This window comes from Pseudomonas sp. ICMP 460 (genome assembly GCF_002723595.1).
GTDB lineage: Bacteria > Pseudomonadota > Gammaproteobacteria > Pseudomonadales > Pseudomonadaceae > Aquipseudomonas > Aquipseudomonas kitaguniensis.
Genome location: NZ_LKBR01000035.1, coordinates 62,628 through 85,446, shown reverse-complemented (window position 1 = coordinate 85,446; position 22,819 = coordinate 62,628). Strand labels below are relative to the sequence as shown.

The following is a 22,819-nucleotide window of genomic DNA, read 5'->3' as shown; positions in this document are numbered from 1 at the left end:
GAGGATGCCGTGCGTCCATAACCTAGTATTTCTTATAGGTTTAGCCTGGCAGTCCTGCGCCGGGGCGTGGCATTCTACGTGCCGCACGTCGAGATTCAAATGAATTCGGGAGCAGAACGGATGCTGGCCAAACTAACTGCCTTCAATAATCGTCTGATACCGGGCAGGAGCCTGGATGAGCAGATGGACCATACGTTTATTCTGGCCCAGCAGTTGGGCTTTGATGCGCTGGTGTACGACTACACCCCGGTGCCCATCGACCAGGACGGCTCACTGATCACGCCCTCGGTGCTGGAACTGCGCAACACGCCGCCCGATTGGCACGCCTTATGGTGCAGCGAAGGTTTTTACCAGATCGACCCGGTGCAACACCTCGCGCTGAGCACGGTGTCGCCATTCGTGTGGTCCTACGACGCCAAAGCCCAGACCGCGCTGCAAGACATCATCGATCCGTGCCATGCGCCGGTGTCTTCCTACCTGCATGAGCGCCACCTGACCTGCGGCGTCAGCGTGCCGATCCACCTGCCGCGCGGCGGCTTCGCTTCGCTGACCGGCCTGCGCACCGGCAAGGCGAGCACGGCATTGAAGGACGCCCGGCAAACCCTGGTCGATTTCAGCCTGATTACACACGCCCTGCAGGAAGCACTGTACCCGCTGTTCAGCAAGGAGCTGCGCACCTATCCGCATATTCATCTGACCAAGCGCGAGCGCGAGTGCCTGAAATGGGCCGCCGACGGTTTAACCGCCGCCGAAATCGCCACGCAGTTGAGCCGCTCACTGGCAGTGGTCACCCTGCACCTGGCGTCGGCGATGCACAAACTGGGCGCCAAAAACCGCGTTCAAGCGGTAGTGCGCGCCACTCATTACCGCTTGCTTGAAGAGTGAGCTGTCGGAAAAACCTAGCTGTTTTGCTAGTTACTTAAACTTCGCATGCCGACTATCGTACTCATGATCGTTTTTTCAGAGCAGGGTACGAAATGGAATTCTTCGAGAAAGTCACCGAAGGCTATGCGGTGTTCGGCGCGTACCAGACCTGGTACCGCGTTACCGGCGACCTGACCAGCGGCCGTACACCGTTGGTGATCATCCACGGCGGCCCCGGCTGCACGCATGACTATGTTGACGCCTTCAAGGATGTCGCAGCCAGCGGCCACGCGGTTATTCACTACGACCAGTTGGGCAATGGCCGCTCTACGCACTTGCCGGGTAACCCCGCGTCTTTCTGGACCATCAAGCTGTTCCTCGACGAGCTGAACAACCTGCTCGACCATCTGCAAATCAGCGATAACTACGCGATCCTTGGTCAATCCTGGGGCGGCATGCTCGGCAGCGAGCACGCCATTCTGCAACCCAAGGGCCTGCGCGCGTTTATCCCGGCAAACTCGCCGACGTGCATGCGCACGTGGGTCAGCGAAGCCAACCGCCTGCGCAAACTGCTGCCCGAAGGCGTGCATGAAACCCTGCTCAAGCATGAGGCCGCCGGCACCTATCAAGACCCCGAATACCTCGCCGCCTCGCGGGTTTTTTATGACCAGCACGTGTGCCGGGTCAACCCGTGGCCCGAAAGCGTAGCGCGCACGTTTGCCCAAGTCGATGCAGACCCGACGGTGTACCACTCGATGAGCGGCCCGACGGAGTTTCACGTCATTGGCAGCCTGAAAGACTGGAACGTGATTGGCCGGCTGTCGGCGATCAATGTGCCGACGCTGGTGATCTCCGGCCGCCACGACGAGGCCACGCCGTTGGTGGTCAAGCCGTTCCTGGATGAAATTGCAGATGTGCGCTGGGCGTTGTTTGAGGACTCCAGCCACATGCCGCACGTGGAAGAACGCCAAGCGTGCATGGGCACCGTGGTGAAGTTTCTGGATGAGGCGTGTTCGTTGCCGCGTGAGCAACTCAAGGCAGGCTGACGGGGCGCCTCTCACGGCCCAATCTCACAAACCGAACTCGGTCAACTGTGGGAGCGGGCTTGCTCGCGATGGCATCAACTGGGTGTGCCTGATGGTCCGAGGCGCCTGCATCGCGAGCAAGCCCGCTCCCACAGAAAGCAAATTTGCTGCGTATGTTGATCCGGGTTCGGGGCAACCCACCTTTCAAACCTCAGAGGTCTCGGGCTTCGCAGTTTTGCGCGGCACGTCTGCGATCAGAGGAATCTCATTACCCTCAGCGTCAAACAACTTTCCCCCGCTGAAATAATCCCCGTCCCGCAACGCCGCCACGTCGTGGAAACACAAGCTGCGCTCAGTCCCCGCCACAAACACCGACTGCTGATCCGAATTGCCCAGCGTAAAGTGGTTAAACGCCAGGTTCAGCACAATCGCCATAATCGCCGATGAACTGATACCCGAGTGGAAAATGGTCGCGAACCACCCTGGAAAATGATCGTAAAAATTCGGTGCAGCAATAGGAATCATGCCAAAACCAATGCTCGTCGCAACGATGATCAGGTTCATGTTGTTGCGGTAATCGACCTTCGACAAAGTGCGAATGCCGCTGGCCGCCACCGTGCCGAACAGCACAATACCAGCGCCACCCAGCACCGATGTGGGCACTGCCGCGATCACCCGCCCCATGAACGGCAGCAGACCGAGAATCACCAGAAACACCCCACCGGTCGCCACCACAAACCGGCTCTTTACACCCGTCACCGCCACCAACCCGACGTTTTGGGCGAAGGCGCTCTGGGTGAACGAGCCGAAAATCGGCGCGAACAGGCTCGACAGCATGTCGGCGCGCAGGCCGTTGCCCAAGCGCTTGGAGTCGACTTTGGTGTGGATGATCTCGCCCACCGCCAGAATGTCCGCCGAGGTTTCGACCAGCGTCACCATCACCACGATGCACATGGAAATGATCGCCGCCACATGGAAGGTGGGCACGCCGAAATGAAAGGGTGCCGGGAAACCCAACATCGGCCCTTGAGCCACACCGGAGAAATCCGCCATGCCAAGCAACACCGCGATCAAGGTGCCGATGACCATGGCCAGCAAGATCGACAAACGCGAAATGCTCGCGCTGCCGATCTTGCTCAGCAGCAAAACCAGCACCAGGGTCAGTGCGGCCAGGCCGATATTGGCCATGCTGCCAAAGTCCGCGGCGCGGCTGTTGCCGCCCATCGCCCAACGCGCTGCCACGGGCATCAGGGTCAAGCCGATGGTGGTGATCACGATACCGGTCACCAACGGCGGAAAAAATTGGGTAATCCGCGAGAACACCGGCGTGATCAACAGCCCGATAAAAGACGCGGCCATCACCGCGCCGAGGATCGCCGGCAGCCCACCGGCGCCATCGTTGCCGACAATCGCCACCATGGTCGCCACGCCCGCAAACGACACGCCCTGCACCAGCGGCAACTGGCAGCCAAAAAACGGCAGGCCAAGGGTTTGCAGCAACGTCGCCAGGCCACCGGCAAACAGTGACGCCGCAATCAACAGGCCAATATCCGCCGGCGCCAACCCGGCCGCCTGGCCGACGATCAACGGCACGGCAACGATGCCGCCGTACATGGTGAGCACATGTTGCAGACCGTAAGCCAGGTTGGCGGCGATGCCCAGATTCTCATCTTCCGGCCGCTGCGGTGACGCCTTCGGGATAGTCATGGTGAGGGGTTCTCTGTTTTTGTTGTGCCCTCACTGTATTCAATGTTGAGACTTAATGTCCATAGAGTTGTATACAATCAATCGAACAAGATCCAGTTATTCAGTTCAGGCGCGTGCCCATTTGGAACGCTCAGCCCGCGGCCGGGCCAGCCAGTAACCCAGCACGGCCAGGGGCGCGGTCGCGAGCATGACGATCACGGTAACCTGCAGCGGCTGCTCGATCATCGACGACACCAATGCGCTGCTGAGAAAGCACAAACCCAGTTGCAAAGTGTTTTGCAACGCCGCCGCCTTGCCGGAATTTTCCGCAAACGGCATCAGCGCATTCGCCACCACGATGGGGTAGCTGGCGCCGTTGACCAGGGCCATCAAACAGAACGGAATCAGCAAGGTGGTCAGGGTCGGCACGGTCAATGTCGCGACCAAATACAGCGCGAGCATGCTGATGCAATAGGCGACCAGTAACCACGGCAGCAGGGTTTTGCCCTGGTAATGCTGCAACGCGCTGCGGCAGCTATAGCCGCCGACCAAGAAGGCCAGGGTCGGCAGCACGTAGCTGAGGCCGATGTCGTTCGGACTGTAACCCATGTCGCCCAGAATGAACGGTGAAGCGGTCAGCCAGGCGAAGAAACTCGCGGAGCATGCGGCGAAGATCATCACGTTGCCGCTGAACACGCGAGAGGTCAGCAACTGCGCGTAACCGAGGCGCGTGGTTTCGCCCGGTTGGGTTTGAGGCTTGGGCAGCTTGTGCAGGAACAATGTGGGGAGCAGCAACAGCAGCGACACACCCAGCAACACGCCGAAGATGGCTTGCCAACCAAAGTGATTCAACACCATCGCACCCAGTAACGGGGCCAAAGCCGGCGACAGCGACATCAACGGCATGATGCTGGCGAACACGCGGTGGGCCTTGTCGGCCGGGTAGCGGTCAATTACCAGCGCTTGCCAACTGACGGCGGCTGAACACACGCCAATCGCCTGGATAAAACGCAAGGCCAGCAGTTGCGGCGCGGTCTCGACCCAGAACATGCCCAGGCAGCCCAGCACAAACAGGCTCAGGCCCATCAGCAGGATCGGCTTGCGCCCCAGGCGGTCGGATAACGGTCCCCACACCAACTGCCCCACGGCAAAGCCTGCCAGGAAAACACTCAGGCTGGCGCCCACGGCGCCCGCACTGATCTGCAGCTGCTCGCCCATGGCGCCGAACGCGGGCAAGTACATGTCCATGGCCAGATAACCGAGCATGCTCAGCCCAGCCAGATACCAGGTAAAACCAAAAGAATTTTTCATTGAAGCCTTGTGAATTTTGCCATCAAACTATTTGCTGACTCGCGCCCATTATGAAGCTGACATTTTTGCTGTGAAGCGATAATAATTGAACACTCTTTTCAAATATTTTGAAGGCACGCGCAATGTGGTCCGAATACTCACTGGATGTGGTTGATGCGGTGGCGCGCCATGGCAGCTTCAGCGCGGCCGCCCAGGAACTGCACCGCGTGCCGTCGGCCATCAGCTATACGGTGCGTCAGCTTGAGGAATGGCTGGCCGTGCCGTTGTTTGTGCGCAGGCATCGCGACGTCGAACTCACACCTGCCGGCCGGCTGTTTATAGACGAGGCCCGCGGCGTGATGAAAAAAATGCTCGGCGCGCGGCGCTTATGCCAACAGGTGGCAAATGGTTGGAGCGGCCAGTTGAAAGTGGCCGTGGACTCCATCGTCAAACCGCAGCGCTGTCGGCAGTTGGTGCTGGATTTTTATCGGCAGTTTCCCGAGGTGGAACTGCTGCTGGAATATGAGGTGTACAACGGCGTGTGGGACGCCTTGGCAGATGAACGCACCGACATCGTCATTGGCGCCACCAGTGCGGTGCCGGTCGCCAGCCACTTCACGTTTCGTGACATGGGCTTGCTGAATTGGCTGTGCGTGGTCAGTGCGAAACATCCGCTGGCGGCGATGGAGGGCTTGCTGACTGACGATCAACTGCGCCCGTTCGCCTCGCTGTGCATGACCGACACCTCACGCAACCTGCCCAAACGCGACACTTGGACCCTGGATAACCAGCGCCGGCTGGTGGTACCCAACTGGGCGTCGGCGATTGATTGCCTGCGCGACGGCCTGTGCGTCGGCATGGCGCCCGCGCATCAGGTGTTGCCGTGGATAGAACGCGGCGAGCTGGTGGCGCTGCAATTGAGCCGGCCGTTCCCGGCCAGCCCGTCGTGCGTGGCGTGGGCACAGAACAAACTGTCCCCGGCCATGGCCTGGTTGCTGGAGTACTTGGGCGATACCGACACCCTGAACCAGGAATGGCTGAATGGACCTGCCCTGTGAAGTTGGGAGCAATGTGTGTCAGTCAGCCAATGCAGTGGCTGGCACACCGCTATCGGGAGCAAGCCCCCTCCCACATTTTGATCGCTTTTCAATCCAGTAGGCGGGTGAGCGGGATAGAGGCTCTGCACCATGAATGGCTGAATGGACCTGCTCTGTGAAGATGAGAGCAATGTGTGTCAGTCAGCCAATGCAGTGGCTGCCACACCGCTATCGGGAGCAAGCCCCCTCCCACATTTTGATCGCTTTTCAATCCTGCAGGCGGGTGAGCGGGATCGAGGCTCTGCACCAGGAATGGCTGAATGGGAAAGATCTCTGTAGGAGGGTGCTTGCTCCCGATGACAATGTGTCAGTCAGCCGATGCAGTGACTGCCACACCGCCATCGGGAGCAAGCCCCCTCCCACCTTTTGATAGCTTTTCAATCCTGCAGGCGGGTGAGCGGGATTGAAGCTCTGCACCACGAATGGCTGAATGGACCTGCCCTGTGAAGTTGGGAGCAATGTGTGTCAGTCAGCCAATTCGGTGGCTGCCACACCGCCATCGGGAGCAAGCCCCCTCCCACATTTTGATCGCTTTTCAATCCAGCAGGCGGGCGGGCGGGATCGAGGCTCTGCACCACGAATGGCTGAATGGACCTGCTCTGTGAAGATGAGAGCAATGTGTGTCAGTCAGCCAATGCAGTGACTGCCACACTGCTATCGGGAGCAAGCCCCCTCCCACCTTTTGATCGCCTTTCAATCCAGCAGGCGGGTGGGCGGGATTGAGGCTCTGCACCACGAATGGCTGAGTAGGAAAGATCCCTGTGGGAGGGGGCTTGCTCCCGATGACAATGTGTCAGTCAGCCAATGCAGTGACTGCCACACCGCCATCGGCAGCAAGCCCCCTCCCAGCTTTTGATCGCCTTTCAGTCCAGTAGACGGGTGATGGCGCGCACGATCATCTCGACCTCTTTTGCATCCAGCGTCAGCGGCGGCAGCAGGCGGATGATCTTGCCGCGCGTCACGTTGATCAGTACGCCGTGTTCTTGCGCCGCTCGCAGGGCCAGGTCGCGGTAAGGGCGGGCCAGTTCAATGCCGATCATCAAACCCTGGCCGCGAATCGCCAATACTTGCGGGTGTTCGCTCAGCTCTACGCGTAACCGCGCCAGCAGGTGCGAGCCTTGCCGCGCGGCATTCTGCAGCAAGCCCTGTTCTTCGATGATGTCCAGCACCGTGCAGCCCACGCGGCAGGCCAATGGGTTGCCGCCAAACGTGCTGCCGTGGCTGCCCGGCGTAAACAACTGCGCGACCGTGGCACGCGCCAGGCAGGCGCCGATGGGCACGCCGTTGCCGAGGCCTTTGGCCAGGGTCATCACGTCGGGCACGATGCCTTCATGCTGAAAGGCAAACCAGGCGCCGGTACGGCCAATGCCGGTTTGTATCTCATCGAGCATCATCAGCCAGCCTTGCCGCGTGCAGTGATCGCGCAGGGCTTTCAGGTAGCCGGGTGGCGCCGGTAACACGCCACTTTCACCTTGGATGGGCTCGAGCAGCACCGCCGCAATGCGCGCGCCAAACGCTTGAGTGGCGGCTTCCAGCGCCTCCATGTCGCCAAACGCCACCTTGAGGTAATCCCCCGGCAAACGCTGGAAACCCAACCGCACCGAAGGGCCGTCGCTGGCCGCCATGGTGCCGAGGGTGCGCCCGTGAAAGGCGTTTTCCATCACCACCACCAACGGCGTTTCAATGCCTTTTTTCCAGCCATGCAGCCGCGCCAACTTCAGCGCTGTCTCGTTGGCTTCGGCCCCCGAGTTGTTGAAAAATGCACCGTCCAGCCCGGACAGCTGCGTCAAGCGCTCGGCCAGCCGCTGTTGCCAGTCGATGCTGTAGAGGTTGGAGGTGTGCAACAACAAGCCCGCCTGTTGACTGATCGCCGCCACCAGTTTGGGGTGCGAATGCCCGACATTGGTTACCGCCACACCGGCAACCGCGTCAAGGTATTCACGGCCCTGCTGGTCCCACAGGCGCGTGCCCAAGCCACGAACAAAACTCAGGGCCAAGGGTTGATACGTGGTCATCAGGCAGGCGGCGGTCATGGTGGCAAGCTCCAGTGCATCGTGGGGATGACTGCAGTATCGTTAGCCACTCGAGGTGGATAAACTCAGAATTTGTGCAATGACTTTAAATCAAGGCTTGATAATGGATCTGTTCCAGGCAATGTCGGTGTACGTGAAAGTGGTAGAGACCGGCAGCATGACGGCCGCCGCGCAGGAGTGCGGAATGTCGACGACCATGGTCGGCAACCACTTGCGCGCCCTGGAGCAACGCCTGGGGGTCAGCCTGCTCAAACGCACCACGCGCAAACAGAGCCTCACTGAATTTGGCGGGCAATATTACCAGCGCTGCCTGGAAGTGCTGGGGCTGGTCGCCGACTCCGAACTGCTGGCAGAGCAGGCCCACAGCGAAATCCCCAAAGGCAGCCTGCGCATCACCGCGCCACCGGTGTTCGGCACCGAACGCCTGGCACCAGCCTTGAGCGAATTTTCTAGGCGCTACCCGCTGATCAACCTCTACGTGGTGCTGAGCAATGAGCGGATGGACTTGGTCGACAGCGGCTTCGACGTGGCGATCCGTCTTGGCGAACTGGAAACCTCCAGCCTGATCGCCAGGCCAATGCAGGCCTACACCCTCACCCTCTGCGCGTCACCTGAATACCTGGCGCGACGTGGCACGCCACAGACGCCGGATGATCTGCGACAGCACGACTGCCTCGCGTTCGCCTACCCCGCGACCGACAACTGGCGCGATACCGACAAACTCTGGCGCATGACCGGCGAGGCAGGCGAGGTGGAAATTCCGGTGTCTGGCACATTGACCATCAACAGCTCGCAAGGCTTGCGCCAGGCGGCCGTAAACGGCATGGGCATCATCATGCTCGCCGACGCGTTGGTGCAACCGGACCTTGCGAGCGGCAAGCTGGTCGCCTTGCTGACCCACTATCAACTGTCCAGCCGCCCCATGCACCTGCTCTACCGCCAGGACCGTTACCGCCTGCCCAAGCTGCGCGCCTTCGTCGATTTCGCCATGGAGAAGTGGGCGCGCTAGAAGGCCACGCCCAACTCCCGCAGGCGCGCCGCCGTACGCTCGGCCGAAACGTGGTGAATACCCTGCCAACCGAGGGCGACGGCCGCGTCGATATTGCCGGCGACATCATCGATAAACACCACTTCACCGGGCTGAATATCCGGCAGATGGGCGCGCATCTGGCTGAGGCTGGCGTGGTAGATCGCCGCATCCGGCTTGATCAGCTTCAACTCGCCCGACACCACAATATCGCGCAAATACTGCAGGAACGGATAGTTGGCACGCGCATAGGGGAAGGTTTCAGCCGACCAGTTGGTGAGCCCGAACAGCGGCATATCGGCCTGATGCAAGGCTTCAAGGATCGCCACACCTTCCGGCAACGCGCCACGCAGCATCTCATGCCAACGGTCGTAATACGCCTGGATCAGGCGTTCATGTTGCGGGTATTGCTCGATCAGGTGGCGAGTGCCTTCAGCCAGGCTGCGGCCCGCGTCCTGCTCGGTGTTCCAGGCTTGGGTGCAAATAGTGTCGAGAAAGTGCTGCCGCGCATGGTCGTCGGCAATCAGCTGGCGGTACAGGTGGTGCGGGTTCCAGTCGAACAGGACACCGCCGAAATCAAAAACTACTGCACGAATCGTCATCAGATCCTCCGTTAGCGTGGCTTGATAGCGCAAGGAGTCTGGCAGAGTGTGAGGGCGGGCGGGGGCGCGATGGCGTGTAGGAGGGTTCGGATAAAGGCGCAGGTCAAATGCATAAGCTGGCCTGTGTGGGCGCTGGCTTGCCTGCGATACAGCCACTGCGGTGGGTCAGTCACACCACAGTGATGCTATCGCGAGCAAGCCCGGCTCCCACACAAGCTCGCTGCCAGGCAAACCAGCTAGTGCATTTTGGGAGCGTGATCAGGCCTGGATCAGGCCATTGATCTTCACGGTCGGGTTCACATCAGCTTCGTAGTCCACGCCGTCGATTTCAAAGCCGAACAAGCGCAGGAATTCAGCCTTGTAACCGGCAAAATCGCTGATCTCGTTGACGTTGTCGTCGGTGACCTGGTTCCACAGCGCCGCTACAGCGTCCTGGACTTTCGGCTCCAGCTCGGCCAAGTCGGCGCGCAGGCGGCCCTCACCATCAAGCTTCGGCTCGCTGCCGTACAGGCTGTCTTTGAACAGGCCGTAGACCTGCTCGATGCAACCTTCGTGGGTGCCCTGCTCTTTCATCACTTTGAACAGCAGCGACAGGTACAGAGGCATGATCGGGATGGCCGAACTGGCCTGAGTTACCACTGCCTTGAGCACCGACACACGGGCGTCGCCCTTGAGTGCGGCGAGGTTGTCGCGCAGGGTCAGGACTTTTTTGTCGAGGTCTTTTTTGGCTTCGCCGATGGAGCCGTTCCAGTAAATATCCTGGGTCAGCTTCTCGCCGAGGTAGGTGAACGCGGTGGTCTTGGCGCCTTCGGCCAGCACATCGGCGTCACGCAGGGCGTCGATCCACAGCTGCCAGTCTTCGCCGCCCATGACCTTCACGGTGCCGTCGATTTCTTCCTGCGTGGCAGGCTCAAGGGTGGTGTCGACCACCACGCCTTTGTCGGTGTTGATACCGCGCAGGGTCACGGCCTTGCCGATTGGCTTGAGCGTGGAGGTGTGCACAACGCCTTGCGGGTCGGTACGGCGTGGCGCGGCCAGGCTATAGACCACCAGGTCGATTTTACCCAGGTCTTTCTTGATGGTTTCGATGGTCAGGCGCTTGATCTCGGCAGAGAACGCGTCGCCGTTGATGCTCTTGGCGTACAGGCCCTTTTCGACCGCAAACTTCTCGAACGCGGCGCTGTTGTACCAGCCGGCGGAGCTCAGCTTGCCTTCTTCGCCTTCTTTCTCAAAAAACACGCCCAAGGTATCGGCGTTGCTGCCAAACGCAGCACTGATGCGCGCGGCCAGGCCGTAACCGGTGGAAGCGCCGAGGACCAGCACCTTCTTTGGGCCGCCTTCGATGGCGCCATGCTGGGTTACGTAGTCGATCTGTTGCTTGACGTTCGCTTCACAGCCAACAGGGTGAGCGGTCACACAGATGAAGCCACGAACCCGCGGTTTGATGATCATAAAATTTCTGCCTCTTCCAAGGTGCCGAAGGCCAATGGTGGCCATTCAACTTAATCGTACCGGTCTATGACGCCTGAAAAACCGAAGCGTCACGATAGTCGCAAATCTTGCGTTTACAAAATCCAATCAAAAAAACGCGGGACAGGCTACCCAGCGCGGTAAAAACTGTGTGCGGGTGTCCCACACTCGTACTATTTAAAACGCCTGCCGCCGCCATAACCCATTATCATGGCAACATTGTTTCAATTTGTTTCAAACCCGGAGCCACGCTTCATGAGCAAAAGTGCTGTTCAAAAAAAACTCGTCTCAGCCGCCTGGGTGCTGGGGGTTCTGCTGTTCATCTACTGCTTCCCCCGAACGAGTTTGGTATTTGTGCTGCTGGTGCTGATCTGCGGTGTTTATGACTTCTTGCGCAACGGCCTGTACGACCGCGACACCCTCAAGAAGTACTTCATCGGTAACGGGCGTAATACGTGGATATTGGCGCCGTTCAACAGCTTGTTCGACCTGCTGAGCAGCCGCAACCGCCACGTCTATACCCTGCACGACCTGCCGCCCGCGTGGCGCGAAGACATGCAACAGGTGATCGACGACGCGATGGCCAACAAAGATCAAATCATCAGCTACCTGGATGAACGCATGGCCGAGAAGAAGCGCGGCATGCTGTTTTTCCAGTGGTACGGCCGCCCCATCGAAACGGCCCTGGACATCCCGCAACTGCGCAAGAAACTGCCGTTTGTGAAGACTATCGGTGTGTCGGTGTTCAACGAAAACCGTTCGACGTCCTTCCACTTCGGCCCGCTGCGCATGATGTTTCGCGTGCTCTACAACATGGCGCCGGCGCCTCACCACGAGGGCGTCTACATTCAGGTGGGCAAGCACAAGCACTACTGGCACGACGACCCGCTGTTTATTTTCGATGACACGCTGATGCACGCGTCATTCAACAAAAACGACGCAAAGCGTTACTGCCTGTTCATTGATATTGTGCGGCCGACCCCGCTGCCGAGGGTGCTCAACGCCGTGATCGCGGGCTTTGCCGGGCTGGTCTTTACCCTGCGTCGGGTTTTCTACAAAAACTGGAAGCTGATTCAGTAACTTCTGCGGCATGATGGTGCTTGACGGTGTTTGCGCATGGCCGTATGCCTGCCAAAATAACCGTCTCGTGCGACCGGGTTCGGCGCTCACCATTCTCAAGCCATCGCCGCCCGTGGCGGCTGCGATGGCTGTGCTTTCAAGGAATCAGAATGCCTCAACGTCAAGTCATCAATGCCTCCGTCAGCCCCAAGGGCAGCCTCGAAACCCTGTCCCAACGTGAAGTGCAGCAACTGAGTGAAGCCGGCAGCGGCAGCATCTACACCTTGTTCCGCCAGTGCGCCTTGGCCATCCTCAACACCGGCGCGCATATCGATAACGCCAAGACCATCCTCGACGCTTACAAAGACTTTGAAGTGCGTATCCATCAACAGGACCGCGGCGTGCGCCTGGAACTGTTGAATGCGCCGGCCGACGCGTTCGTCGATGGCGAAATGATCGCCAGCACGCGTGAAATGCTCTTCAGCGCCCTGCGCGACATCGTCTATACCGAGAACGAACTGGGCAGCCAGCGCATCGACCTGAGCGACTCGCAAGGCATCACCGACTACGTGTTCCACCTGTTGCGCAATGCCCGTACGTTGCGCCCGGGCGTCGAGCCAAAAATCGTGGTGTGCTGGGGCGGGCACTCGATCAATACCGAAGAATACAAATACACCAAAAAAGTCGGCCACGAACTGGGCCTGCGCAGCCTCGACGTGTGCACCGGTTGCGGCCCTGGCGTGATGAAAGGTCCGATGAAAGGCGCGACCATTTCCCACGCCAAACAACGCATCACCGGCGGGCGCTACCTCGGCCTGACCGAGCCGGGCATCATCGCTGCCGAAGCGCCGAACCCTATCGTTAACGAGCTGGTGATTTTGCCGGACATCGAAAAACGCCTGGAAGCCTTCGTGCGCGTCGGCCACGGCATCATCATCTTTCCGGGCGGCGCCGGCACGGCGGAAGAGTTCCTGTACCTGCTGGGCATCCTGATGCACCCAGACAACCGCGACGTGCCGTTCCCGGTGGTGCTTACCGGGCCGAAACACGCGGCGCCGTACCTGCAACAGTTGCACGCGTTCGTTGGCGCTACCCTCGGCGAAGCAGCGCAGGCGCACTATCAGATCATCATCGACGACCCGGCCGAAGTGGCCCGCCAAATGACTGCAGGGCTCAAAGCGGTGAAGCAGTTCCGCCGCGAGCGCAACGATGCGTTCCACTTCAACTGGCTGCTGAAGATCGACGAAGGCTTCCAGCGCCCGTTCGATCCCACCCACGCCAACATGGCAAGCCTGCAACTGAGCCACGCGCTGCCGCCCCACGAACTCGCCGCCAACCTGCGCCGCGCGTTTTCGGGCATCGTGGCGGGTAACGTCAAGGACAAGGGTATCCGCCTGATCGAAGAGCACGGCCCGTACGAAATCCAGGGCGACCCGGCCATCATGAAACCGCTGGACGAGCTGCTACAGGCGTTTGTCGCCCAACACCGCATGAAGTTGCCGGGCGGCGCGGCGTATGTGCCGTGTTATCGCGTGGTTCAGTAAGGCGCCGTAAGTCAGCGCTGCACCGCCACGCATTTGATTTCCACCAGCAAACCGGGATGCGCCAGTTCTGACACGCCAATGGTCGTCCAGGCGCAGTGCCCACGCGGGAACAGGCGGTTTTTCACCTCACGAAAAACCGCCATGTGCTCGTGCATGTTCACGTGATACGTGGTCATGTCCACCACCTCCTCGAAACTGCAACCACCCTCCTCCAATACCTGACGCAGGTTCGCCCAAGCGGCGATGAACTGCGCTTCTGGGTCTTCGATAATCGCCAATTCCGGCGTACGCCCGACTTGCCCTGCGCAGTAAAGAGTTTTGCCGACTTTGACCGCGGGCACATAGCCGGCGCGTTCGACGATGGTGTGCATGGAGGGCGGGATGATGCGCTGGCGATCAGTCATATGCTGTATCTCATTACGGGCGTTTTCAGCCGTGTAGGTGGGCTAAGTCAGGCTAAGGTTTTACCTGTTCCCACTCACCCACACCAGAAGAGCGACCTATGGACCAACGGACCTTGCCCTCGATAACGCCTTACCCTAAGGTAAGGAGTATCACGAAGGAGATTTTTAATATGGCAACCGCCACACTGACCTCAAAAGGGCAAATCACCATTCCCGTTCAGGTCAGAACTGCCTTGGGCCTGGAAACCGGCGACCGCGTCGAGTTCGTCGAAATGGAGGACGGCACCTTTTCGCTCATCGCAGCCAGTAAAACCGTGCATGACCTCAAGGGCCTGATCCGAAAGCCCGCCAGGGCCGTCTCGATTGAAGACATGAACCGCGCCATCGCGGCCCAAGCAGCAACCGCGCGATGATCGGCCTGGATACCAATGTGCTGGTGCGCTATGTCACTCAGGACGATCCGGTTCAATCGCCCAAGGCGTCCGAGTTGATCGAATCGCTCACCCAACTGTCGCCGGGCTTTGTCAGCCTGGTGTCGGTGGTTGAACTGGTGTGGGTTCTACAAAGCTGCTACCAGTGCGCCAAGGGCGAGGTGGTGGCCGTGCTGGAAACCCTGTTGCGCACCCGCGAACTGACCATCGAACACGCCGAGATCATCTGGCAGGCCCTGCGACGGTTCACCGCGAACAAAGCTGATTTTGCCGATTGCCTGATAGAACGGTGCGCACACGCGGCAGGCTGTAAATACACCGCCACCTTTGACCTCAACGCCGTCAAGGCAGCCGGTATGAAGCAGTTGGCCTGAGCGCGGCATTGCGACGACGCTCAGGCTTTGGTAAAAACCGCGTTCAACCTTGATCGAGAGACACACTCACGTGCGCCTGTTTCTTCTCGCTACCTTGAGCATGGCCTGCGCGGTGGCCGTTGCCGACACCATCGCCTGGCCCGACCTGCCGAGCACCTGCTTCGTCAGTGGCCGGTCCGCCACCAGCACCGATGTAGACACCGGCTGTGCGGCGTTTCTGATCAACGTAAAAGGCAAGGCGGCAGGTACGCCGATCACGCTGGACATACCGCAGTACGCCTTGCATGTGGATGAAGCCACCGGCAAAGAGACGCCGGTGATCATCATCCAGGCGGAAGAAAACGGTGACATCAAAGCCGTGGGCTACAAGGAACTGGGCACCGATCAGCTGGGTGCCGCGCTGTTGCGCGAGGTTCGGTTGTTAGGCACTAAAAAGCCAACCTGATCACGCCTCAGCGAACCCAGCCACCCCCTTGCCAGTGGTAACCGTCATTACGCTGCACCCAGTGCGGGTGCACATAACGGTAGCCCTCGCGCACCGCTTCCCAATGGCCATGCACCGCTACGTAACGCCCGCCTTCCCAACGCCAATAACCGCGCGACCACACATAACCGTAGCGCGCAGCCGGTTCTACTTCGATTACCTGGACTGGCGGCGGTTGCGGCGCCACGACTTCGACATACTCACGCTGCACAGGCCCGCGCTCATGCACCACACGTTCTTGTACACACCCGGACGCCGCGACGACGACTGCCGCCATTGCTGCATAACGTAGCAACATACAAAACCCTCGGGCGTGATCGCCCAACGAATAAATCCGTAAAAAAAGTCCCCTGTTGCAGCCTCGCTCCTGCTTGGCCTTGGGTTATTTGTAACAGGTGGTATCTGTCAGGTTGCTGAAGCGGCGTGCCTCAAGAGGCGCACACGACGGTCGGTCGCTTCAGGCGCAGCAGAATCAGCCCCGACACCACAACCGCGATACCGGCGTAAGTTGAGGGGTAAATCACATCGCCAAACATTAACGCTGCCCACGCCAGTGTGACCGGTGGTTCCAGATAGACCAGCGCGGCTACGCGAGTCGCGGTCATCACCCGCAGCAACATCCACAGGCTCAAGTAGGCGACAAAGGTGGAAAACACCGTCAGCCAGACGATCGAGATCAGCACGTGCGAATCATGCGGAATGCTCAGCGTGCCGGTGTACACCACCGCCGCGGTGAAGCCGAGCAACGTCCACATCGATTGGATGAACAGCGGCAGTACCAGGCCAGCGTCCTGAACGTGCACCGAGCGGCGCTCATACAAGGTCGCCATTGTCAGCCCCAACGCCGCGGCCACTGGCAACAGGTACATGATCAAACTGACGCTTGCGCCACCGCTACCGTATTGGCCGGCGATAACGACCGACACGCCGACAAAACTGACCACTAACCCGGCCCATTGCCAGCCGCCACTGCGTTCCGCCGAACTGCCCGTCGACAACGCCGCCGTCATCAACGGCTGCAAGGCCGCAATGATCGCGGCGATGCCCGGCGGTAAACCATTTTGAATCGCCACGTACAGGCAACTCAGGTACAGAAACTGCGACAGGAAACCGATGACGGCGTAATGGCGAACCTGCGCCCACGAAATGTTCAGCAGCCGTACATTCAAAAATAACCCCAGGCACAACGAGACCAGCAGGAACCGCCAGAACAGCAGGTTAAACGCGTCGCCGCCTTGCGTGCCCAGCTTGGCGCCGATGTAGCCGGAGCTCCACGACAGCACAAATGCCGCTTGCAGCAGCAATAGCCCCAGGGTTGATCGCCTCATGAATCCTCCAGCCAGTGTGTGTTGACTGAAAGGCTAAGGGCCGCGCATGCTTGTGTATATTGGAATAACCTGCACCAGTGATCCTGAAAAGTGGAATCATGACCCAGCAACTGAATATCGATTTGTTACGCACCTTCCACGCCGTGGCACGCTTTCGTCGCTTCAACGAAGCGGCTGAGCACGTGCACCGCAGCGCATCCACCGTCACTACGCAGATTCAAAAGCTTGAAGATCAGGTCGGCCAACGCCTGTTCAGCCGCAGCAACCAAGGCGTAGAACTGACGCAGTACGGCACGAAGCTGCTCGGCGAAACCATGGAGTTCCTCAAGAGCCACGACCGCTTGTTGATTTCGCTGATGCCGCAGCGCATGCAAGGCAAGATTCGCCTGGGCATACCCGACACCTACGCGCCCGCGTTTATGCAGGCTTACCTGCCCAGACTGATCATCGACAACCCCTCGCTGGAGCTGGAGGTCGAAGCGCGAACCAGCGGCGAGCTATTGAATCTGTTCACCGCGAACAAGCTCGACCTGACGATAACGGTCAGCGCGCAACCGCTGGCACACGGCGAACGCTTGGGTGCTGTGCAGCCGCTGTGGGTGGCGGCCGAACACTTCGACTGCCCGCCGAATGCGCCGCTGCCCGTCACCGTGCCCCTCGCCGGTTGCCCGTATCGTGCGGCGGCGTTGCAGGCCTTGAAGGACCACGGGGTTTACCACCGCGTGCTGCTCGAAAGCCCCAACTCATCCGCCGTCGAGGCGTGTATCCGCAGTGGCGTGGCGGTGGGCCTGATGGAACAAAGCCGCATGGGCGAAGGGCTGAAGCAACTAACCGACCTGCCAGCGCTGCCAGCACAGCATCTGTACCTGCTATGCGATACGGGCAATGCGCTGGCCCTGCACCTGCATGAGCAAATAAGGCACTTCACGGTCTGAGTACCGGCGCAGCTTACAGCGCCAGGTCGAACCCTGGTTTGCTTGGCGCAGCCGCAGCATCGGCAGGTGCGACGTAATGTCACCAGGCTCTTGATGAAACTGAACTCTTGCGCAACAGGCTGTTCTAGACACCTTCGCCGCCGCTTCATTAGCATCGGCGGTTCTCATTACTGCCCTACATCAACACAGAGCTCTACATGACTATCCAGCAAACACCCGGACACGTGCTGCCCGCGCGCAGCGCCGCCAAAATGGAAGCTGCCATGGCCGTGGGCGCTTTCGCAATCGGCACCGGCGAATTCGCCATCATGGGCCTGATGCCCGACATCGCCCACAACCTCAACCTCAGCGAACCGCAAGTCGGCCACGCCATCAGCGCCTACGCACTGGGCGTGATGGTCGGCGCCCCGCTGCTGGCCATCCTCGGCGCCAAGCTGCTGCGCAAACACATGCTGTTGCTATTGATGGGCCTGTACGCCCTCGGCAACCTCGCCACCGCGTTCACCCCTAGCTTCAGCTCGCTGATGGCCTTCCGCTTCATCAGCGGCCTGCCCCACGGCGCCTACTTCGGCATCGCCGCCGTCGTCGCCTCCAGCATGGTGCCCACCGACAAACGCGCCGGTGCCGTGGCCCGCGTCATGCTGGGCCTGACCCTGGCCATGCTGCTCGGCAACCCCATCGCCACCTTCCTCGGCCAACACTTGGGCTGGCGTTCGGCATTCGCGCTGGTCAGCGTGATCGCCCTGTGCACCATCGGCCTGGTCTGGCAATTCGTGCCGCACCGCCACGACGAACAACGCAGCGACCCGCGCAAAGAGCTGCGCGCCTTCGCCAAACCGCAGGTATGGATGGCACTCTCCATCGGCGCGGTTGGCTTTGCCGGCATGTTCTGCGTGTTCAGCTACCTCGCACCGACCATGCTCGAAGTGACCGAAGTCTCGCCACAATGGATCCCCTTCGGTCTCGCCGCGTTTGGCGTAGGCGGCATCATCGGCAACATCGCCGGCGGCAAACTGTTCGATCGCCTGCAATTTCGCGCGGTTGGCTGGATTCTTGTCTGGTCGATGGCCGTGTTGATTTTCTTCACCTTCGCCGCCAGCTCGCTGTGGGGCGTACTGCTCGGCATCGCCCTCGTCGGCACCATGATCTCCATGGCCGCACCGCTGCAAATCCGCCTGATGGACATCGCCCACGAAGCCCCGAGCCTGGCCGCCGCTTCAAACCACGCGGCGTTTAACCTGGCGAACGCACTCGGGCCGTGGCTGGGTGGCATGGCGATCACCGCCGGGCTCGGCTGGACCAGCACCGGTTACATCGGCGCGGCGACGGCGCTCGCAGGCCTTGGCATTTATCTCATCGCCCGTCGCATGAAAAACGGCCACTAACAGCCAAACCTGCCCCCACCACAAATCAACTGTGGGAGGGGGCTTGCTCCCGATAGCGGTGGGTCCGTCAACACACAATTCAATCAGTCATCATGCAACAACCCAGAACCATACTCACCATAACTACTGCCCAACCCACTGCCGCCAAAATTCATCTTGGCGGCTTTGTTGGGGCTGTGGTCCCCAAACGCCTGGCATCCCTGAGTGAAACAAGGATCGCTGCTCACACCCGACGAGCAAGCGCTCAACAGCACAGCGCCGGCGATCATCACAACTTTGACGAGGTTCGAAATCATATTTTCGGCTCCCTGTGGGCTGGAGGCGCGCAAGTCCTCTCTTGAGAGAGATCGTAGGCCTCAAAGGCGCAGGGAATGATGAAACTGTGCGGTGTGACAGCGGGGGTTCAGGTTGCCGCCTTGAGGTAAGGCGGCGGGCTGGGTTGTCAGGCCGTGGCTGCGTTGGCTGCTGGCGCGACTTGCTCATGGGCTCGGTCGACCAGTAGAGCGCTGAGGTCGATTAGCTGCTGGATACCGAGGACGATGGCGCGCTGGGGGTCTTCAAGGTTGAAGGCCAGGGTGGCGGCCATTTGGTTGGCGGATTCCAGGTTTTCGGAGGCGTTGGCAAGGAGGGTTTCGGTGTCGACGTTGGGGCTGACGGAGAATAGGTTGCTGATTGGTGGTTCAGTGAGCGTGGAGTCGTCAGATGGAGGCCGGTAATGGTGAATCGCGCGTTGGGCAGCCGTTTGAAGTTTGGCATCGACGGGTGCGGTGTTGTGATCTACGTAAGGCTTACGTGTTTTGCTGGGCATGGGCGAAGCTCCAAATATTTTCGGGAGTTAAAACGCCTTAGCAATACGGACTTCCACCTCCGGCCGCTGGGTTTACAGCGGCTGGAGGAGGTTAGCGATGGGTGGTCTGACGGGCAAGCTGAGAAAAGCGTGGGAAATTTCCTAGAGAGTTCCGGAAACAATGGATCAGCCAGATCAACCGCGCCCACTTCGTAGAATACAAACACGATACTTAACAAGTTCTGAATGCGACGATTCTAACCGGCAGACGCGCATTTCATTTTCTTCTAGAAAATTTGGGTGTTTGAATAGATTTACAGCGCCACCCAAATTCCAGAACGTTTTAGAAGCTTCATAAGCTGAAGAGTGCTAGCTAGTTAAAATCGCCCCGCGCGACCCTTAAAATGACTCAACCGGCTTTTTCGCTGCCTCAACAACTTTATTCGCTTCCAGCTTAGGAAAGCTGAACCTGATTAACACGACGGTATCGGCACCCTCGCCAGTAACCATGAGATCCGCCGCCCTAACATTATCCGGCAGTGTGGCAAGCTGGCTAGTGACGGTAGAAAACTTTTTGTCCTTGTCGACACCCTCAAAGAAGGTATATGTAATTGTCCCGCCACTTGTTGTTGCGGCACCTTCGAAATTTGTAATCTTTGCTGAAAGCTCGTCCCGGCTACGCGCTAACGCCGTCGCTTGAACGATATCCAACTGGGACCTGTCGTCCGACAGTAGGGAGAGTTTGAAAGTCTTTGCTAAAGAACCAAGGGCCGTTGCATGCAAATCAGAATCGTACGGACTGACCAATGTGACAGTCATCAGCTTTGAACCTGAAAAGGCCAGAGCAGCTGTAAATTTGTAGCCGATAAAATCAACATCATCAATGCAGCGAGCGACCCCTCCAATGTCTTCAGAGCAATCGTAGTAGCCGTCCGCTTCATAGCTCTCAAGCGGAGCACCATAGACGTAGTTTTTGAAAAGGTTGTCCGAAGCCGTCGCGCTTAGAGAACTCGCCAGCATTCCCATTCCCACAAGAACACCCATGATCAATTTTTTGCCCATCAACTAATTTCCTTATGCTGTCGCAAATCAATTAGTAGCTGAATGCTACCAACCCGGACCGATCCTCCCTTCCTCAAAGCCTGGGACTATCGAGTATCGGGGCCAAGCGCCGATAACGGACCTTGAGGCGACAGAGCAAAAGCGCGGAAATCGCTTCTGGATACACCTAGCGACGACATGCTGATTCAAGCCAGTACTCCACGGTGTAAGATGCCAACCACCGTCCATCATTGAGGCTGCCATGACTGGAATATCCCTAAACCTGCCGGAAGACCTGTCCAACTCTCTCGCCGACTTGGCCAAAACCAACGGGCAGACTGCGAGCTACCTGGCGATGGACGTTCTGCGCGACTACATCGAACACGAAAAAACGCTGACCACACAGATTGAGTTAGCGGTAAAAGATGCAGACGAAGGCAAATTCGCCACCGATGATCAAGTGGCAGCGATGCGCGCCAGGCGCTGGAGTCGGCATGCGAGTTGAGTGGCTTGAAAAAGCACTCAAAAATCTCGAAGACGAAGCTAACTACATTGCTCTAGAAAATCCCGAGGCGGCTGACGACTTCTCTGACGCCATCTTCGCCAGCGTCGACAAATTGGCCCAATTTCCTTCCATGGGTCGTGAAGGTCGGGTCAAAAATACCCGGGAGTGGGCAGTCACCAACTGGTCTTATCTGATTCCGTATCGGGTGCGTGGTGATTGCCTGCAGATTCTCGGCATATTTCACACACGGCAGCGGCCCCGCACAAACCGGTAAGGGTCGCAAATTACGCCTCTCCGCCCCTAAGATGCCCGTAATAAATGGACCATTCACGAGCTTTGGAATGGTGCGGCAGTGCCACCGCCAAATTCACTTCTGGCACCAAAATTATGTCCGTGATGGGCAAGGTAGGCATCATCATGACGGCGGTGCTGGCCACTTACCAAATACTGAACGCAGACGACAAGGCCAAGGAAACAGCTCGTCAAGCCACGATTCTGGGAGGAGGTGCGGCGGGAGGACTTCTGGCAGGTTTGGGCGTGTCCGCTATTTGTGGTCCTGGCGCGCCTGCTTGTGCCATAGCCGTTGTTCTCATTGGCAGCATTGCCGGCGGTATTGCTGGCGGAGTCGCGGCTGATACATTCGACGCAGAGTTAGAGGAGCTGGCACATTGGGACATCTTTTGACACCTGAGGAACGAGCAAGCACCCAGATCGCACTGGCAGAAGCCTTTGTGGATAGCACTGTCGACTACGCTTCTATCGCGCAAAGAATACGCGGCTATGACCCAAAGCTCGTAGAACAGATATTGTACTCAGAAGTCGCGCCAGTGTGTTTCAGCAACCTTGAAACGCCAGTCCCCCCTGTTTGGTCTGGCTTTCAGGATCAATGGCTGCTGGAAGAAATAGGCAGAGAACTCAAGGCGCGAGAAGACAGTTGGCTACGACGTAGCTTCGACCGATTAAAAGTTATATGGCTTCGCTATAGCTATGGGTACATCTGGAAGGAACTGATGAAATTTCATCACTTTCTATAAATGTAGCCCTGCACATGCCTAAGATCAGCTGGCGAGATAGATATTCTGAATCAGGGATTTGAACACTAACGTATACCACCCAGCCGCTCTGGCGCGTCTGCGTCACCGCGATAAGGGATTGGCCATGTCAAACCCTCAATGGTCCGACCAGGCTGGCTACTCCAGTGTAATTTATTAGCAAGCCGCAACAATCGTCGAATAAAAGAGGCTTTCATTAATAAGATTGTTTTTTGCTTTAATAGAGACGGCAGCATGCCCTGTGATTATTCGCTGTCTTGTGCCGCGATGTACACCCGCCAGTTAGCCTTGGAGGCTGCCTCGCTAGAGTGGGCCGCAAAGCTCGAACTCGGCCGATCCCCAACGAGCTTAATCCAAGCACTGAGCAGCGTATTCAGGGTGACAACCTTGGGCGGT

Annotated in this window: 24 protein-coding genes and 1 pseudogene; 14 read left to right on the top strand and 11 right to left on the bottom strand. The window is 58.9% G+C overall.

What is annotated here, in order from left to right:
• The first annotated feature begins 120 nt into the window (after window positions 1-120).
• Both AO240_RS20820 and AO240_RS20815 read left to right on the top strand, forming a co-directional pair.
• On the top strand, window positions 121-885 hold the full coding sequence (locus AO240_RS20820) for a LuxR family transcriptional regulator (protein ID WP_099238835.1): 765 nt from the start codon (window positions 121-123) through the stop codon (window positions 883-885).
• Between the two features lie 92 nt (window positions 886-977).
• The gene (locus AO240_RS20815) at window positions 978-1,910 is read left to right on the top strand and encodes a proline iminopeptidase-family hydrolase (RefSeq protein ID WP_099238833.1); all 933 of its coding nucleotides are present in this window, start codon (window positions 978-980) and stop codon (window positions 1,908-1,910) included.
• 183 nt (window positions 1,911-2,093) lie between these two features.
• Here AO240_RS20815 and AO240_RS20810 read toward each other — a convergent pair whose 3' ends face one another.
• Together AO240_RS20810 and punC are read right to left on the bottom strand one after the other, a co-directional pair.
• Window positions 2,094-3,596, bottom strand: a complete 1,503-nt coding sequence (locus AO240_RS20810; RefSeq protein WP_099238831.1) for a nucleobase:cation symporter-2 family protein — start codon at window positions 3,594-3,596, stop codon at window positions 2,094-2,096.
• 105 nt (window positions 3,597-3,701) lie between these two features.
• Window positions 3,702-4,886, bottom strand: a complete 1,185-nt coding sequence (gene punC, locus AO240_RS20805) for a purine nucleoside transporter PunC (RefSeq protein ID WP_099238825.1) — start codon at window positions 4,884-4,886, stop codon at window positions 3,702-3,704.
• Between the two features lie 122 nt (window positions 4,887-5,008).
• Here punC and punR point away from each other — a divergent pair, with 122 nt between their 5' ends.
• Window positions 5,009-5,923 carry a DNA-binding transcriptional activator PunR gene (gene punR / locus AO240_RS20800; RefSeq protein ID WP_099238823.1) on the top strand — a complete coding sequence of 305 codons (915 nt, stop codon included), beginning with the start codon at window positions 5,009-5,011 and terminating at the stop codon, window positions 5,921-5,923.
• Between the two features lie 902 nt (window positions 5,924-6,825).
• Here punR and AO240_RS20795 read toward each other — a convergent pair.
• Entirely contained in the window at window positions 6,826-7,995 is a 1,170-nt protein-coding gene (locus AO240_RS20795) for an aspartate aminotransferase family protein (RefSeq protein WP_099238821.1), read from the bottom strand.
• 103 nt (window positions 7,996-8,098) lie between these two features.
• Here AO240_RS20795 and AO240_RS20790 point away from each other — a divergent pair, with 103 nt between their 5' ends.
• Window positions 8,099-9,004: a LysR family transcriptional regulator gene (locus tag AO240_RS20790; RefSeq protein WP_058414724.1), complete on the top strand. Its 906-nt coding sequence runs from the start codon at window positions 8,099-8,101 to the stop codon at window positions 9,002-9,004.
• On the opposite strand, the gene AO240_RS20785 is transcribed toward AO240_RS20790, so the two are convergent.
• Together AO240_RS20785 and fabV are read right to left on the bottom strand one after the other, a co-directional pair.
• Window positions 9,001-9,624, bottom strand: coding sequence for an HAD family phosphatase (locus AO240_RS20785; protein ID WP_099238819.1), 624 nt, complete (start codon window positions 9,622-9,624; stop codon window positions 9,001-9,003). The genes AO240_RS20790 and AO240_RS20785 overlap by 4 nt on opposite strands.
• 258 nt (window positions 9,625-9,882) lie before the next feature.
• A complete protein-coding gene (gene fabV, locus AO240_RS20780; protein WP_058414726.1) occupies window positions 9,883-11,076 on the bottom strand; it encodes an enoyl-ACP reductase FabV in 1,194 nt (397 codons plus the stop codon).
• 273 nt (window positions 11,077-11,349) lie between these two features.
• On the opposite strand from fabV, the gene AO240_RS20775 reads away from it, so the two are divergent.
• On the top strand, window positions 11,350-12,174 hold the full coding sequence (locus tag AO240_RS20775; RefSeq protein WP_099238817.1) for an aspartyl/asparaginyl beta-hydroxylase domain-containing protein: 825 nt from the start codon (window positions 11,350-11,352) through the stop codon (window positions 12,172-12,174).
• Between the two features lie 149 nt (window positions 12,175-12,323).
• The gene (gene ppnN, locus AO240_RS20770) at window positions 12,324-13,697 is read left to right on the top strand and encodes a nucleotide 5'-monophosphate nucleosidase PpnN (RefSeq protein ID WP_058414728.1); all 1,374 of its coding nucleotides are present in this window, start codon (window positions 12,324-12,326) and stop codon (window positions 13,695-13,697) included.
• 11 nt (window positions 13,698-13,708) lie between these two features.
• Here the strand turns inward: ppnN and AO240_RS20765 are convergent, their stop codons facing one another.
• A complete protein-coding gene (locus AO240_RS20765) occupies window positions 13,709-14,101 on the bottom strand; it encodes a RidA family protein (protein ID WP_099238815.1) in 393 nt (130 codons plus the stop codon).
• 98 nt (window positions 14,102-14,199) lie between these two features.
• Here AO240_RS20765 and AO240_RS20760 point away from each other — a divergent pair, with 98 nt between their 5' ends.
• The 3 genes from AO240_RS20760 (at window position 14,200) to AO240_RS20750 (ending at window position 15,351) form a co-directional block, all read left to right on the top strand.
• Entirely contained in the window at window positions 14,200-14,514 is a 315-nt protein-coding gene (locus tag AO240_RS20760; protein ID WP_177445851.1) for an AbrB/MazE/SpoVT family DNA-binding domain-containing protein, read from the top strand.
• The gene (locus AO240_RS20755) at window positions 14,511-14,906 is read left to right on the top strand and encodes a PIN domain-containing protein (protein ID WP_099238811.1); all 396 of its coding nucleotides are present in this window, start codon (window positions 14,511-14,513) and stop codon (window positions 14,904-14,906) included. The genes AO240_RS20760 and AO240_RS20755 overlap by 4 nt, the downstream gene beginning before the upstream one ends.
• A gap of 100 nt (window positions 14,907-15,006) precedes the next feature.
• Entirely contained in the window at window positions 15,007-15,351 is a 345-nt protein-coding gene (locus AO240_RS20750; protein ID WP_099238810.1) for a hypothetical protein, read from the top strand.
• 7 nt (window positions 15,352-15,358) lie between these two features.
• On the opposite strand, the gene AO240_RS20745 is transcribed toward AO240_RS20750, so the two are convergent.
• Both AO240_RS20745 and AO240_RS20740 read right to left on the bottom strand, forming a co-directional pair.
• On the bottom strand, window positions 15,359-15,688 hold the full coding sequence (locus tag AO240_RS20745) for a YXWGXW repeat-containing protein (RefSeq protein ID WP_031319816.1): 330 nt from the start codon (window positions 15,686-15,688) through the stop codon (window positions 15,359-15,361).
• Window positions 15,689-15,818: 130 nt separating this feature from the next.
• On the bottom strand, window positions 15,819-16,718 hold the full coding sequence (locus tag AO240_RS20740; RefSeq protein ID WP_099238809.1) for a DMT family transporter: 900 nt from the start codon (window positions 16,716-16,718) through the stop codon (window positions 15,819-15,821).
• Window positions 16,719-16,816: 98 nt separating this feature from the next.
• Between AO240_RS20740 and AO240_RS20735 the strand changes: the two genes are divergently transcribed.
• Both AO240_RS20735 and AO240_RS20730 read left to right on the top strand, forming a co-directional pair.
• Window positions 16,817-17,653: a LysR family transcriptional regulator gene (locus tag AO240_RS20735; RefSeq protein ID WP_099238807.1), complete on the top strand. Its 837-nt coding sequence runs from the start codon at window positions 16,817-16,819 to the stop codon at window positions 17,651-17,653.
• A 197-nt stretch (window positions 17,654-17,850) separates the two neighbouring features.
• Window positions 17,851-19,038, top strand: coding sequence for an MFS transporter (locus AO240_RS20730; RefSeq protein ID WP_099238805.1), 1,188 nt, complete (start codon window positions 17,851-17,853; stop codon window positions 19,036-19,038).
• An 83-nt stretch (window positions 19,039-19,121) separates the two neighbouring features.
• On the opposite strand, the gene AO240_RS20725 is transcribed toward AO240_RS20730, so the two are convergent.
• From AO240_RS20725 to AO240_RS20715, 3 genes are all read right to left on the bottom strand, one after another.
• Entirely contained in the window at window positions 19,122-19,334 is a 213-nt protein-coding gene (locus AO240_RS20725) for a hypothetical protein (RefSeq protein WP_099238803.1), read from the bottom strand.
• 146 nt (window positions 19,335-19,480) lie between these two features.
• A complete protein-coding gene (locus AO240_RS20720) occupies window positions 19,481-19,846 on the bottom strand; it encodes a DUF6124 family protein (protein WP_099238801.1) in 366 nt (121 codons plus the stop codon).
• A 378-nt stretch (window positions 19,847-20,224) separates the two neighbouring features.
• Window positions 20,225-20,887 (bottom strand): hypothetical protein, encoded by a 663-nt coding sequence (locus AO240_RS20715; protein WP_099238799.1) that lies wholly within the window; start codon window positions 20,885-20,887, stop codon window positions 20,225-20,227.
• A gap of 241 nt (window positions 20,888-21,128) precedes the next feature.
• Here AO240_RS20715 and AO240_RS20710 point away from each other — a divergent pair, with 241 nt between their 5' ends.
• From AO240_RS20710 to AO240_RS20700, 3 genes and pseudogenes are all read left to right on the top strand, one after another.
• Complete coding sequence (locus tag AO240_RS20710; RefSeq protein WP_058414739.1) at window positions 21,129-21,371, top strand: CopG family ribbon-helix-helix protein; 243 nt, start codon at window positions 21,129-21,131, stop codon at window positions 21,369-21,371.
• Window positions 21,361-21,645, top strand: coding sequence for a type II toxin-antitoxin system RelE/ParE family toxin (locus AO240_RS20705; RefSeq protein ID WP_099238797.1), 285 nt, complete (start codon window positions 21,361-21,363; stop codon window positions 21,643-21,645). The genes AO240_RS20710 and AO240_RS20705 overlap by 11 nt, the downstream gene beginning before the upstream one ends.
• A gap of 56 nt (window positions 21,646-21,701) precedes the next feature.
• Window positions 21,702-22,055 (top strand): annotated as a pseudogene (locus AO240_RS20700) (hypothetical protein); the annotation flags it as partial.
• Window positions 22,056-22,819: the final 764 nt, after the last annotated feature.

Coding starts and splice junctions, on each gene's coding strand:
- AO240_RS20820 (WP_099238835.1), top strand. CDS start 121: ATGCTGGCCAAACTAACTGCCTTCAATAATCGTCTGATACCGGGCAGG.
- AO240_RS20815 (WP_099238833.1), top strand. CDS start 978: ATGGAATTCTTCGAGAAAGTCACCGAAGGCTATGCGGTGTTCGGCGCG.
- AO240_RS20810 (WP_099238831.1), bottom strand. CDS start 3,596: ATGACTATCCCGAAGGCGTCACCGCAGCGGCCGGAAGATGAGAATCTG.
- punC (WP_099238825.1), bottom strand. CDS start 4,886: ATGAAAAATTCTTTTGGTTTTACCTGGTATCTGGCTGGGCTGAGCATG.
- punR (WP_099238823.1), top strand. CDS start 5,009: ATGTGGTCCGAATACTCACTGGATGTGGTTGATGCGGTGGCGCGCCAT.
- AO240_RS20795 (WP_099238821.1), bottom strand. CDS start 7,995: ATGACCGCCGCCTGCCTGATGACCACGTATCAACCCTTGGCCCTGAGT.
- AO240_RS20790 (WP_058414724.1), top strand. CDS start 8,099: ATGGATCTGTTCCAGGCAATGTCGGTGTACGTGAAAGTGGTAGAGACC.
- AO240_RS20785 (WP_099238819.1), bottom strand. CDS start 9,624: ATGACGATTCGTGCAGTAGTTTTTGATTTCGGCGGTGTCCTGTTCGAC.
- fabV (WP_058414726.1), bottom strand. CDS start 11,076: ATGATCATCAAACCGCGGGTTCGTGGCTTCATCTGTGTGACCGCTCAC.
- AO240_RS20775 (WP_099238817.1), top strand. CDS start 11,350: ATGAGCAAAAGTGCTGTTCAAAAAAAACTCGTCTCAGCCGCCTGGGTG.
- ppnN (WP_058414728.1), top strand. CDS start 12,324: ATGCCTCAACGTCAAGTCATCAATGCCTCCGTCAGCCCCAAGGGCAGC.
- AO240_RS20765 (WP_099238815.1), bottom strand. CDS start 14,101: ATGACTGATCGCCAGCGCATCATCCCGCCCTCCATGCACACCATCGTC.
- AO240_RS20760 (WP_177445851.1), top strand. CDS start 14,200: ATGGACCAACGGACCTTGCCCTCGATAACGCCTTACCCTAAGGTAAGG.
- AO240_RS20755 (WP_099238811.1), top strand. CDS start 14,511: ATGATCGGCCTGGATACCAATGTGCTGGTGCGCTATGTCACTCAGGAC.
- AO240_RS20750 (WP_099238810.1), top strand. CDS start 15,007: ATGGCCTGCGCGGTGGCCGTTGCCGACACCATCGCCTGGCCCGACCTG.
- AO240_RS20745 (WP_031319816.1), bottom strand. CDS start 15,688: ATGTTGCTACGTTATGCAGCAATGGCGGCAGTCGTCGTCGCGGCGTCC.
- AO240_RS20740 (WP_099238809.1), bottom strand. CDS start 16,718: ATGAGGCGATCAACCCTGGGGCTATTGCTGCTGCAAGCGGCATTTGTG.
- AO240_RS20735 (WP_099238807.1), top strand. CDS start 16,817: ATGACCCAGCAACTGAATATCGATTTGTTACGCACCTTCCACGCCGTG.
- AO240_RS20730 (WP_099238805.1), top strand. CDS start 17,851: ATGACTATCCAGCAAACACCCGGACACGTGCTGCCCGCGCGCAGCGCC.
- AO240_RS20725 (WP_099238803.1), bottom strand. CDS start 19,334: ATGATTTCGAACCTCGTCAAAGTTGTGATGATCGCCGGCGCTGTGCTG.
- AO240_RS20720 (WP_099238801.1), bottom strand. CDS start 19,846: ATGCCCAGCAAAACACGTAAGCCTTACGTAGATCACAACACCGCACCC.
- AO240_RS20715 (WP_099238799.1), bottom strand. CDS start 20,887: ATGGGCAAAAAATTGATCATGGGTGTTCTTGTGGGAATGGGAATGCTG.
- AO240_RS20710 (WP_058414739.1), top strand. CDS start 21,129: ATGACTGGAATATCCCTAAACCTGCCGGAAGACCTGTCCAACTCTCTC.
- AO240_RS20705 (WP_099238797.1), top strand. CDS start 21,361: ATGCGAGTTGAGTGGCTTGAAAAAGCACTCAAAAATCTCGAAGACGAA.